The sequence below is a fragment of the Microbulbifer variabilis genome, assembly GCF_056232115.1.
In genome coordinates this window covers 1,180,206-1,192,617 of the sequence record NZ_CP174325.1, presented here as the reverse complement: position 1 = coordinate 1,192,617, position 12,412 = coordinate 1,180,206, and the positions used below count along the sequence as shown (strand labels likewise).

At 47.6% G+C, this 12,412-nt stretch carries 8 protein-coding genes; 2 read left to right on the top strand and 6 right to left on the bottom strand.

Annotation, left to right across the window (positions count from 1 at the left end):
- Positions 1 to 53 precede the first annotated feature (53 nt).
- Positions 54 to 1,604, bottom strand: coding sequence for a CocE/NonD family hydrolase (locus ACJJI7_RS05110; RefSeq protein WP_282952226.1), 1,551 nt, complete (start codon positions 1,602 to 1,604; stop codon positions 54 to 56).
- A 327-nt stretch (positions 1,605 to 1,931) separates the two neighbouring features.
- Between ACJJI7_RS05110 and ACJJI7_RS05105 the strand changes: the two genes are divergently transcribed.
- Together ACJJI7_RS05105 and ACJJI7_RS05100 are read left to right on the top strand one after the other, a co-directional pair.
- Entirely contained in the window at positions 1,932 to 3,434 is a 1,503-nt protein-coding gene (locus ACJJI7_RS05105) for a hypothetical protein (RefSeq protein WP_444902511.1), read from the top strand.
- A 237-nt stretch (positions 3,435 to 3,671) separates the two neighbouring features.
- Complete coding sequence (locus tag ACJJI7_RS05100) at positions 3,672 to 5,867, top strand: transporter substrate-binding domain-containing protein (protein ID WP_444902512.1); 2,196 nt, start codon at positions 3,672 to 3,674, stop codon at positions 5,865 to 5,867.
- 27 nt (positions 5,868 to 5,894) lie between these two features.
- Here the strand turns inward: ACJJI7_RS05100 and ACJJI7_RS05095 are convergent, their stop codons facing one another.
- The 5 genes from ACJJI7_RS05095 to aptA all read right to left on the bottom strand — a co-directional run bounded on the left by ACJJI7_RS05095 (position 5,895) and on the right by aptA (position 12,246).
- Complete coding sequence (locus ACJJI7_RS05095) at positions 5,895 to 6,269, bottom strand: RidA family protein (protein WP_020414226.1); 375 nt, start codon at positions 6,267 to 6,269, stop codon at positions 5,895 to 5,897.
- Between the two features lie 33 nt (positions 6,270 to 6,302).
- A complete protein-coding gene (locus tag ACJJI7_RS05090; protein WP_020414227.1) occupies positions 6,303 to 7,331 on the bottom strand; it encodes a Kelch repeat-containing protein in 1,029 nt (342 codons plus the stop codon).
- Positions 7,332 to 7,380: 49 nt separating this feature from the next.
- Positions 7,381 to 7,842: a GNAT family N-acetyltransferase gene (locus ACJJI7_RS05085; protein ID WP_020414228.1), complete on the bottom strand. Its 462-nt coding sequence runs from the start codon at positions 7,840 to 7,842 to the stop codon at positions 7,381 to 7,383.
- Between the two features lie 155 nt (positions 7,843 to 7,997).
- On the bottom strand, positions 7,998 to 10,682 hold the full coding sequence (gene pepN, locus ACJJI7_RS05080) for an aminopeptidase N (protein WP_444902513.1): 2,685 nt from the start codon (positions 10,680 to 10,682) through the stop codon (positions 7,998 to 8,000).
- A 223-nt stretch (positions 10,683 to 10,905) separates the two neighbouring features.
- Positions 10,906 to 12,246 (bottom strand): omega-aminotransferase AptA, encoded by a 1,341-nt coding sequence (aptA, locus tag ACJJI7_RS05075; RefSeq protein ID WP_020414230.1) that lies wholly within the window; start codon positions 12,244 to 12,246, stop codon positions 10,906 to 10,908.
- Between the last annotated feature and the right edge of the window lie 166 nt (positions 12,247 to 12,412).

The following is a 12,412-nucleotide window of genomic DNA, read 5'->3' as shown; positions in this document are numbered from 1 at the left end:
GCGAGAAGAAAGCCCGGCCGGGAGATCTGCCGGGCTTGTTGCGGGAGGGTTTCTTACAGGTGCGGAACTGTCAGGCTGGAAACCTTACTGCTGCTATAAGGCACTGTGATGGTGTAGTTGGTGTCTTCCGGTTTCTTATAGATAGGGCCCTGGGTATCAATGGCCATAACTACACGGTGGCCGGCAGGTACGTTATAGCTGGTAGTAAATAACTCAACTTCGATTTTTTGCTTCTTACCGGGCTGGTCGGTACGCACTGTAATTGGTGCATGGGTGATCAGGCGGCCAAGGCCAAAGAGGCTGACATCGTAGAGGTGTACGTTGAGTTGAACCTCTTCCTTACTGGGTTCAATCCACATTTCCAGCTTAGGAGCACCGCGGATTTGCAGGGTTTCTGATTGTCTTGGTGACTTGTACTCAATGGCATAGTAACCGTTGATCGCCATCATTGGCGCGTACACTGGGATACCAAAACCTTCGAGGGCATCGGAAATCAATGGGATACCGGTACCAGCAAAGGTATCCCAGCCCCCGTGGAATTCATTACTCCAGCTCCAGCCATCGTACTTGCCGCTCTCCATACTGCCACTGTTAAACATGGTGAAGCGTGGTTGCAGATACCAAGTGGTGCTCTCCTGGGTTACCGGATAGTCTTCATAGTGCTCCAGCTCATTACTGATGCGCACTGTCATATCCACTTTAGGCTCGCGGTTGATGCCGTTGTCTTCGCCTTTCAGGTGGTGATCGAACCAGCGGAAGCTGGTGGACCATATATGGCCATCGTTGCCAGAGAGGGTCTCGGTAATGGCGTGGGTGCCAGGATTCAGCATCAGCTTTTTGGGGCCCTCAAGCAGGGAGTAAAAGTCAGTCATGCTGTTGGGCTTAAACAGATAATCGGCAAAGTTATTAGATACCAGTACTGCAGTGCCGTTTTTGTTCAATTGATCGATGTAGCTGATAGCCGAACGTTTGGCACCGAACTCGATGACCTGCTCCAAATTTTGACCGCTTCGGAGGTCACCCCAGACCTGTTCCAGTTCAGCTTCTTTGTCGAAAGCAGTAGTAACAAGCAAGCTACCCCAAACCAGGTTAACGGTCTCATTGGGGTAGAGGGCTTCAACCACGTCGGCCCAACCGGACAGGGCAGCTACCGCATCAATCCGAGGGTCTTGTGCCGCGCTTAGCAGGGAAATGCCACCTCCATAGGAAATACCGGCCATTCCCAGCTTACCTACAGAATAATTGGATTCTAACCAGTCGATCAGAACACCAACATCGGCAATACTGTTCTCCCCGGCTACGTCTACCAGGCCGCCCGAGTGGCCAAAGCCACGAGTGGAGTAGCTCAATACCAGATAGCCATTCTCTGCGAGCTCTTTGGCCTGGAAATGATATTGGCGTTTCTCAAGGCCCCAGCTGTTGGTGAAGATGACGGTGGGGTAGCCCTCTGCAGGTGCTGGGGTTTCAGGCACAAACAAATTGGCATCGAGTACAGTTCCATCAAAAGAGGTAATATCCAGATCGGAAATATATTCGGGTGCCGACCAGGCATGGGCTGACATCAAGGCGCCGCCAAGCAGCGCCAGTAGTGGTGCAGTTTTCATTATGTTTCTCTCATCAAAGCAGATTAATTATTATTTTTTTGACCATTTTTTAGAAAATGGTCAACAGCGCAATATATAGAAGCTTGTCCTCTATTTGTATGCCAGAAGGGCCAAAATTGAGACGCTTGTCTCTTAGTTTGTCGTTATCCCCTCCAGTTTTTCTGCAACTTGACTACTGAATACCCTGTCCGGCAAGTCACAAAAAAATATGAAAGGTGATGTTTTGTGATCAAATTGTTCTTTTTTTAATCAATTAAAAGCGGTAGTGTATGGGCTTCACTATTTGACCATGGAGGGCTTCATTAACAACGACTGGTGGCCCGAACTATGGTTTCTCGCGCAGCTGTTTTCTTAGTACTTTGTTTCGGATTTGTACTGACCGCCAATGCTGCTCCCCGCTACCTGGGGGAGGAAATTTGGTATGAAGTGGATAGTGAAAATTTTCGAGTCATTACCGATGGTGATCCCAAAGCGGTAAAGACCCTGGTCGCTGACCTGGAACGCTATCGCGCAGTGGCTACAGAGCTTCTGGAGGTAGATCCAAATACCCCAAAACTCACCATTTATGCGGCGGGGGACAGGGATACTTATGCTGGATTGGTGGGTGCTGAACTAGCTGAAATGACTAATGGCCTGTTCGATACTTCCGCCGAAGGTAGCTATGCCCTGGTGAATCTGGATGGCCGCAGCATAAAGAAGCAACTTAAGGCCCGTGAATTCCTTTTCCACGAGTACACTCACTTCCTTTCCTATAACGGCAATACCATCCACTTCCCCTATTGGTACAGCGAGGGCTTTGCCGAGTTTATGGCAACCATGTCTTTCCCCAAGAAAGGCCGCTATGAGCTGGGTGAAATCCCGCAGGAACGCGCCCAAACCTTGATGTATGCAGGCCTGATGCCCCTGGATAGGCTCTTGCGTGCAACTGTTTATAACACCGATGCCGAGGAGAAAGCCGATGTGTATGCCAGCGGTTGGCTCTTGTCTCACTGGCTGATGATGGAGGGAGATAAGTCGGAAGAATTTAAGCAGTTCGTCAAAGCCTATAACGACGGCGCTGACCCGGTGAAATCACTGGAGAAGGCCCTGGGCATGTCGGTTGAAGAGCTTGAAAAAGCATATGTTGCCGCGTTCGATTCTGGTGAATATGAAGTGGTTAGTGGTGAAATCCCCGCGCACTTCAAAGAGGCCAAGCCTAAAGTCAAACGTCTGCCCAAGCGTGAATCCGTGAATATCCTGGCCGGGTTTATCGCCCAGTCTGGTTACAACCTGCAGGCCCTGGATGACCTTCTTTCCTATGCGTACCACGCCGGCATTTACAGCACCCAACTGGCCGCTATTAAAGCCAGTGCGGATCTGCGCATAGGGGATTTCCCCCAAGCCAGCCACTTACTCGCCAGTGTGCCTCGCAGCGATCGCCAGCAGCCCTGGTACTTGAGTGCGCACGCGTGGTTGACGGTTAACCAACAGGCTACGGTTCCAAACCATGCGCGTGACCTTCGCAGTCTGAAAAAATCCCGTGAGGAATTTAAATACCTGGTAGACAAAGAACCGGAAAATGCCTCCCATTGGTTCGGCCTGGCAATGGCTATGGAAATGCTGGGTTACCCCCGGGAAGAGTATCTGGAAAAGCTGGAGCAGGCCTATATTCGTGCACCTCGTGAGCTGCATATTGCCCAGTGGCTGGCTGAAGAGCTATACCAACAGAAAGATGCGGAGTACTTTGCGAAAGTGGCAAAACCGCTGATGTTCGAACTCCCTGATGAGGATGAGAACAAACAAATAAAAATGAGATTGGCGGAGCTACAGGGCAAACCTAAATCCATCTAATAAAAATAAGAGGCTCATCGAATAAGAGAGGGCTTGTCACTCCGTGTAAGAGACAACCTACATTCGCCAACGTATATTTGCCCGGCAATTGAGTTTGCCGGGCTTTTTTTTTGGGGGGGGATCTTTCACCTTAAGCTGGTACGATTTACCTAACAGCGGCCGCTCCAGATGGCGAAGCGCAAACTGCAGCGCGCAGGAAGCGTAGTACGATGCCTAATAAAAGCTAAAAGGTGCACTGTGCAAAGAAGATTGCTTTTTATTTTCCTTTTACTGATCTCACTATTTCTGCTTTTAGGTTGTGAGCAGCGACAGGCCTCTGTCGATGACACTGCCGACACTGATCTGGCAATTTCCCAACAGCCTGCGCCAAATCAGCGGCAAACACAGCTGGTAGAAGCTCCGGTTTTTGAAAACTATGTAGACCTGGGGGATATGCCTGCTTTGAAGGAGAGAGGCGTCCTGCGTCTGCTTGCGCCGAGGGGGCCCCAAGAGGGCTCGCTGCCGCGTATTGGGCTACCTATGAGTGAATGGAGGGAGTTAGCGGAAAAGTTTGCCCACAGTCGGGGCCTTCAACCTCAATGGGTGTATGTGGACAACTTCGCGCAACTGATTCCGGCACTTATTGAAGGTCGTGGCGATGTCATTGCCAGCAATTTTTCCCGAACGCAGGAGCGAAAGGCTGTGGTTTCCTTTACACGCCCCCTGCAGTTTGTCAGTGAGTTATTGGTAACCCGGCGGGATAATGGGTTACAACCCGTGCCGAATAGGCCATTACAGGTTGCTGTGAGGCGTGGCAGCGCCTTTGCTGAGACGTTGATTCATAGCGAGGATGCGCAGAACTATAAAGTTACCTATCTGGATGGCCCGGTAGAGCATGAAGAGCTGCTAACCGCCGTAGCCGAGGGGAGATATCAGGCGACTGTCATTGACAGCAACCAGGTTGATGCGTTTCTTCCAGCTTATCCACAACTGATCAGTAGTTCCAAGCTCAACTCTGAACGAGCTATCGCCTGGGCGGTGCGACGTGATTCTGTGGCCCTCCGTCGAGAACTGAATGAATTTTTTACGGCTGAATTGGTATTGGCCAGCCAGAAGAGGGAGCAGGCTCTGCGTGATTGGCAGGAGATCCTGGAGAGTGGAACCTTGAGAGTGCTCACTCGTAATCATCCCGCCTCTTACTTTATTTGGCGCGGTGAATTAATGGGGTTCGATTATGATTTACTGAAGAAATTTGCCCGTGATCATAAGCTGCGTCTCAGCATGATAGTGCCAGATCCGGATATGGACCTAGCTGATGCGCTACAGGCAGGAATGGGAGATATGATTGCAGCATCTCTTACAATTACCGAGGGTCGGCGTCAACAGGGGTTAGTATTTTCCCGACCAGTTATGGCAGTCAAGGAGTTGTTGGTGGCCGGTCCCCAAGGCGCAAGTGAAAATAACAACTTGACACTGGAGGAGTTGCTGGCCGGGCAGATAGTGGCGGTAAATCCGCAAACCAGTTATCACGATAGCCTGGTGAAATTACTGCAAAAACAGCATGCACAGGAGCTGCTACCTCTTCAGATAAAACGTATTGAAGGCGTTACAACGGAATTTCTCATTGATTCTGTGGCCAGCGGAGCTTTCCCCTACACTGTTGTCGATTCACATCTCGTGGCAATTGAAAGCACTTATCGTAACGATTTTAGAGTAGTCGGCGAACTTCCTGGTGATCGCGATATCGCTTGGGGTGTTCGTGCTAAGCAACCGGTGTTATTGGAGCATTTGAATACGTTCTTAGAAAAACATAATCGTGACCTGTTTTTCAATGTTACCTATAACAAGTATTTTAAAGAACAGAAGCGTATCCTTAAGCATCAGGGACAGCGCCTGCGCAGCACGGATGTATTATCGCCATTTGATCCTATAGTGCAAAAATATACTCAAAATACTGACCGCGACTGGCGAATGGTGGTCGCGCAAATGTATCAGGAAAGCCAATTTAATCCTCAGGCACGTTCATTTGCCGGGGCCCAGGGGTTGATGCAGGTACTTCCTCGCACAGCCCGCCAGCTGGGTATTGGTAATTTATATGATCCGGAAAATGGCATTCGAGCAGGTGTATCCTACCTGGATTGGCTGGATGATCGCTTCCCGCAAAACCTACCTCTCGACCAGAAAATATATTTCACCCTGGCTTCCTATAATGCGGGCCATGGTCATGTGAGAGATGCCAGAAATCTTGCCCAGAGGCTGGAACTGGACCCTAACCAGTGGTTTGGGCACGTTGAGGAGGCCATGCTACTTTTGTCTCAACCTGAGTATTATCGAAGCAGTCGATTTGGCTATGTGCGTGGTAGGGAGCCGGTAAATTATGTGCGGGAAATCAGGGACAGATATATTGGGTACCTAGGTGTTGAGCGTAACCAGCACTATATGGATACACAATAGCAGCCCATGACCTCCCCGCAGAACGGTTTATGCTATTGCTGCTACCGCTTCAATTTCTATTTTAAGGTCTGCATGCACCAGATTGGAAACCTCTACCAATGAGCAGGCGGGATAGTGACTGTCATAAAAAGAAAATAACTCCTCTCGGATTATACCTAATTTGTCTATCTCTTTTATAAAAATTGTAAGCTTAATTAGGTCTGACTTAGTAAGCCCTTCATAATCCAGAACTTTTTTTAATTGAGAGAGAATTTCTCGTATTTGCTCAGTTAAGTCTTCAGCCTGAGCGTCAGTGCCCATGGCCGTAAGGCCGGAGATATAAAGACTCTTTTCATGAATGACTGCATGAGTCATTGGGCCTTTTGGTTTTGGTAGGAAAGGGTAATCTCTTCTACTTAACATAGTTCTTCCTTCGGGATCTAGTGATTAAATCAGTTATTCTCTCCAGCTCAATTTTACCATGGAACCAAGTGTATCCTGTGGGCCTACTTTGGCGGCGCCGCCAATAATATAGAGGTTGTTACCTATAGTAGCGGCGCCATGACCATGACGTGTTTCATTGAGTTTCGCTTCTTTACCCCACTGATCGCTGAGTGGATCATAGATCCAAATAGCACTGGATACCGTACCTGTCTTCCAGTTGCCATTAGGGCCAAATGCCTCACCTCCGGTAACGACGATTTTTCCGTTAAGTGGCGTTGCAGTAAGACCAGCAAGTGCTTGTGGCAATGGCCTTATCTTTTCCCATTTGTCAAGATTGGAGTCATAAACTTCAAAATACGAAAGATTTTTAGCTTTTTTTGTGCTGTCGCCAACCTGCCGACCACCCACAACATAAATTCTGTTATTGAGACCTGCACCTGCTGCTGAGTTCCTATTGATACTTGGGGGTGCCGCTGTTTCCCAGTGTTTATTATCAACTAATAGATAGTGCTTTTTGCTGTCTCGGTTTTTGGATTCAGAATTGGGGGACTTTCCACCAATAACATGGATTTTCTCCAAGAGTGAGACATGCACACTTTCCGCTATTGGTACTGGAAGTGATGGTGCAGAGCTCCACTGCTCTTTTGCCTCGGATAGCCTCCAAACAGTCTTTTGGGGCTGCCAGGCGTTCCCTTTTTTTCCAGTGAATCCACCAATAGCGTATAGGTATTTTGAGTTACTGGCCATGCCGAGGTGGTGCCTCGGAGCGGGAAGTGATGGTCCAGTTCGCCATTTTTGCAGTTTAGGGGAAAAAATGTAGTTCTCCTCTGACGGAGAAAGGCCGAAAAAAGCGGGAGTGGTTGACGGAATAAAGCCACCGGCAACATAGATTTCATTATTGAAGACGGCGGGATAAATTTCTTGTATAGGCGTTTTCAGCCCGGGCATTTGACTTAAAAAAGGAATTGATTTCTCATTTGCTAATGAGTTGTCAACACTGATCCCAGCAAACACCAGAGGTGAAAATCCTGTGAGTTTCAAAAAATCTCTTCTGGAAATAGGCATAATTATTATTAATAGATAATGGTATTTATAATTTTTTACAGAAAAACAAGCTGTGTGGGTCTCTTTTATAGTTGGCAAACGGTGCACAAGGCTCAAAACCATACCGCTGGTAAAGTGCCACTGCGGGTGCAAATGCTGCGCCGCTTCCGGTTTCCAGCTTAACTTCTTTATAGCTCCGAAGCCTGGCTTCTTTAAGTATTTCTTCCAGTACTGCCTTGGCAACTCCAATACGCAGGAAGGACTGACTAGTTTTCATCGATTTTAACTCCCCTTGGAATTGTGCGATTTCCTTGAGGGCTCCACATCCGGCCAGAGTTCCATTGATACGTGCACTCCAGAAGGTAATGGTTGAATCCTGCAAGGCTTTTGGGTCCAATGCATGAACACTTTCAGCTGGGGAGTGCCTATACATTTCCTGTAGGTGAGAGTTCAAGAGCTTAGCAATAGCTCCATCAACAAGATTATCTTTTTCTACAAAAATTTTCATACCTGAAATCCTTTACCTTTTTCAGGGAGTGTACCGCTAGATATAAGCTGAGGACTAATTTTATATCAGTTCGATAATCCAATTGAATAAAAAAGGGCTCTGAGAGCCCTTAAAATAATTTTAGCTGGCAAGTTGTGTGATTAGGGTCAACCTTGCTACCGTTTTACTAAAGCCTGCCCCATTTTGATGCAACGCTCGCTGGTATAGCGATGATTTTTTAATGCCTTGACCAGCGTAGGTTTGAGCTGTTGTTTTTCCTTCAGAGTATCGCTAAGTTTTTGGGCGCCTTCTTTCGAGCACATAAGGGGGAGCATATATGCATAGATACTAATTAACTCTGAGGAATCTTCATTATTGATCTGATCTAAAGCTGAAAATATTCGTTCGCTATTAGTGTTGAAAAGCTCAATCTGTTCTGAGGTAAACAGAGATGAAGTGGCTGTACGAAGTTCGCTCAACTTGAACTTATCTCTATTTAGGATCAAATTATCTAACCATTTCTGTTTAACTGCCGGTGAGGGCCTAACGGCTTCAGCCGCTATAGCATTGAGCTTTGATCGGTCAGAGTTGTCTTGTTTCAACTCTCGGGCAATGGCTTTTTCATAGTCGGCAAAAAGATAACGGTTCTGCAAGCTTATTAATTCCCAGCGCATATCTGGATCTAGTTTTAAACCTTTAACGGAGAGCTCCCCCATTAACAACTGTTTGGCATTATCCAGTGCTGCATTAGAGCGGGCTACATTGGTAAAAGTATCAAACCAAACTTTCTGCTGGTCACTACTGCTGGCCGCTTTTTGAAGTTGTGTCCAGACAAAGTCTTCGATCGCCTGTTGTAGTTCGTTGCGGCGCTCTTTTCCGACCGGAATTTGGTTAAGGTAGCTGTAGACAAAACTTAAATAGCGGGCATTGAGCCGGATGGCATTAATATCCTGTTCCACTGCGCCATTGCTGATAATAAAGCTGATATATTCATCTAAAGGAAGTTTTGTATCATAAGTGCTATCAAACAGACTTTGCCACATCATAAGACGAGCAAAAGGCTGCTGGATAGCATTAATATGCTGAGCCATATTCTTCAGCGTTACCGAATCCAGATTTACTTTCACAAAAGCCCAGTCCCCCTCATTGGGGTAGAGAATTTGCGGGCAGGGCAGCCCTTTGGCATCTTCCACATTAGTTTTGGCACCACTATATAGTACTGGCAAGGTGGCGAAGCGCTTCATATTTTCGCCATCCATACGATAGAGGCCAAGTTGCGTACGCTGTTCTCGTAAGGTGGGATACTCTTGCGGTGCAGTCTGAGTGAGGGTCAAATGACTAATCTGGTTATTTTCACATTGAAAGCTGGCCTCGATGGTATTGAGACCAGCTTGGTAAAGCCATTGCTGTTGCCAGATATCTAAATTAACCCCGGAGGCTTTTCCCAGATGCCCCATGAAGTCGTCAAGTGTTGAGTTTTGGTGGGAGAGCTCTTTCAGGTAATTGCTGACCCCTTTACGGAACTCCTCTTTTCCCAGATAGTAGGGTAGCTGCTTCAACACCGAGCCACCTTTACCGTAGGTAATACCATCGAAGTTGGCAAAGGCTTCATCAGTATTCTTGACGGGCAGCTGGATAGCGTGGGTGGTGGGGCGTTGATCTGAGTGGTAGGCCCACTGTTTGGTACCCAGATAAAAATTCTCCCAGGCATTGGTAAACTCACTGTTCTCCGCCAGGGCCAGGTTAGCCATATAAGTGGCGAAACTCTCATTGAGCCATAGATCATCCCACCAGTTCATGGTTACCAGGTTGCCAAACCATTGGTGAGCCAGCTCATGGGCAATGACATTTGCCAGGCCCATACGCTGTGCCTGGGTTTTTTCCCCGCGTGAAACATAGGCGTCATTAAAAGTAACTGAACCTACGTTTTCCATGGCACCGGCGTTAAAGTCAGGAACAAGGATCTGGTCGTATTTTTTGAAAGGGTAATCTATTTCAAAATATGGCTGGAAGAACTCAAAGGATTGCTTGGTAAAAGTAAACCAATCTTCGATTTTAACATACTCTGCCAGGCTTTGGCGGGCCATCAGGCGTAGTGGTATGCCGGCAGCATCATCTTCCCAGATATGGTATGGGCCTGCATGAAGAGAAAAAATATAGGAGGAAAATTTTTGCGACTGAGGGAAAAACCAATGCTTCAGCTCTCCTTGCTCCTCTACTCGACTTTCCCTCTCCGCGCTGATAACTACCCAGTCTTTTGGAGCAGTAACATCCAGAGTGTAACGAGCTTTTAGATTTGGTTGATCGAAGTGTGGGAAAAGCCGGTTGGCATCATAGGGCTCAAAGTCAGTATACATATAGACTTTGCCATCTTTTGGATCTTCGAAGCGGTGTAGTCCGGAGCCATTATTGGAATAGGGGTGTTGATAGTTCACTGTAATTGCGTGCTGTCGATTTGGCAGGTGCAATATGGGAACGGTAATGAAGTGGCCGTTATATTCGAACGGAGTTTCTTTGCCATCAACTTTTACCGATTCGACTTTACCACCGGCAAAATCAATAGTGAGAGGCTGCTGTAAAGCTTTTTTGAACTGGATATCAGCGTGTACGGTACCAAAATAACTTTCACCAGTACCATCCAGGTTGACACTCAAGCGGTAATCAACCTCGACCACCTGTTGTTTACGTAATTTGGCATATTCTTCAGAGAGGCCCGATATATTGGCCCTGTGTACCGGCACATAAGTAGTTTCCTTCTGTGCTTGTAAAGTGCTGGATTCCTGGCCGCAGGCGGCCAGTATAGCTGTGCATAGCAGAGCAGCAGTGAGCTTGGGCGGCATCAGCTTACTGGTTTTGATCATTGTATTCTCACGTCTTACTTTTTGTTGCTTTTGTTTTACTAATAGTAGGTGTTCCGCTCATTCCAGCATGTGTGATATAGCTAGGGCCAAATTTTTTTTGGGAGCGCCAAATGTCATTGTACAAGGGGGGTAGTTATTACAGTTCCAGCAGCCAGGGTTGTGCGCTGAGGTGTCGGACTTGTGCGGTAGGCTGATGAGGAATAAGGTCAATGTTGAGAAAGGGCTATTTGCCATTGGCTACTTCGAGGATGGATTCTGCTAGGGCATTGACTAAACCATCGATTTCCTCGCTACTGGAAATGAAAGGCATTCCCAGTTGAATCGTGTCTCCTCCATAGCGGATATAGAAGCCCTTACTCCACATTTTCATCGCAATTCGAAAGGGGTGCAGTAGAGGCTCACCAGGAGCAGGTTGAATGGTTAGGCCCGCGGCCAGTCCGCAATTGCGGATATCATGGATCAGGGGGAGTCCTTTGAGCTGGTGAATATACTTCTCAAGCTCATAAGCAAGTTCGGCGGACCGTTTGAACAGGTCCTCCTGCTTGAGGATATTCAAAGTTGCCAGCGCAGAGGCACAGGCTACAGGGTGGCCTGAGTAAGTGTAACCATGGGGTAATTCAAGTTGATAGTCTGGCCCCGCTTTTTCCATAAATGTATCGTATATACCCTGCTGTACTGCGACGGCACCCATAGGAAAAGCGCCATTGGTAAGCTGTTTAGCGGTATTCAGAATATCCGGCACAACCCCGAAAAACTCGGCTCCAGTGGCTGTCCCCATTCTGCCAAAGGCGGTGATAACCTCATCAAAAATCAACAATATCTGGTGTTCGTTGCAGATATCGCGCAGGCGTTGCAAATAGCCCTCAGGGGGTGGAAGTACACCGGCCGAGCCGGCCATAGGCTCAACAATTACCGCTGCTATATTGCTGGCATCGTGCAGGGCAATTAAATCGAGTAACTCATCAGCTAAATGTGATCCCTGTTGTGGCTGTCCACGGCAAAAGCGGTTATCTGGCAAAAGGGTATGTGACAAATGGTCGGAATCGAGTGTGGGGCCAAACATTGCCCGATTGGCACCTATACCACCCACGCTGATTCCACCGAAATTAACCCCGTGATAGCCTTTTATCCGACCGATAAGCTTGGTTTTTGCCGCTAAGCCCCTTTTGCGCCAATAGGCGCGAGCAATTTTCAATGAAGTTTCTGCTGATTCTGAGCCCGAATTAGTAAAAAAAATACGGTTCAGGCCCACAGGCATAAATTGGGTGATTCGCTCAGCTAGTTGAAAAGATAAAGGGTGGCCAAACTGAAATGCAGGGGCATAGTCGAGAGTTTTTAGTTGGCGATTAATTGCCTCGGTAATCTCTGGACGATTGTGTCCAGCGCCACAAGTCCAAAGCCCCGAGAGCCCATCAAAGATTGGACGACCATCGGCACTGGTGAAGTAACAGCCCTCAGCAGCAATGATTATTCGGGGATCCCGTTTAAATTGACGGTTGCCTGTGTAGGGCATCCAATGGGAATCGAGTTGTGTCTGGGTTAGCCCTGCGAGTTTGTCGTTCATTTTTATTTTCCGACTTCTGCTCTATTAAATTAATTCTGGACCAAATTTTCTATTTAATAAATTGCCTGAAACTAACTTTAGTTTCATAAGCGGGCGCTATTAAGAAAGGTTTGGAGTATGGGCGTGGTGGGGTAGGGCTTGATTGCCGCTGGGAGGCACTACTGGG

Excerpts from the sequence above, each read along its gene's own strand:
- ACJJI7_RS05095 (WP_020414226.1), bottom strand. The coding sequence starts at position 6,269 with ATGTTAAGTAGAAGAGATTACCCTTTCCTACCAAAACCAAAAGGCCCA.
- ACJJI7_RS05105 (WP_444902511.1), top strand. The coding sequence starts at position 1,932 with ATGGTTTCTCGCGCAGCTGTTTTCTTAGTACTTTGTTTCGGATTTGTA.
- pepN (WP_444902513.1), bottom strand. The coding sequence starts at position 10,682 with ATGATCAAAACCAGTAAGCTGATGCCGCCCAAGCTCACTGCTGCTCTG.
- ACJJI7_RS05110 (WP_282952226.1), bottom strand. The coding sequence starts at position 1,604 with ATGAAAACTGCACCACTACTGGCGCTGCTTGGCGGCGCCTTGATGTCA.
- aptA (WP_020414230.1), bottom strand. The coding sequence starts at position 12,246 with ATGAACGACAAACTCGCAGGGCTAACCCAGACACAACTCGATTCCCAT.
- ACJJI7_RS05085 (WP_020414228.1), bottom strand. The coding sequence starts at position 7,842 with ATGAAAATTTTTGTAGAAAAAGATAATCTTGTTGATGGAGCTATTGCT.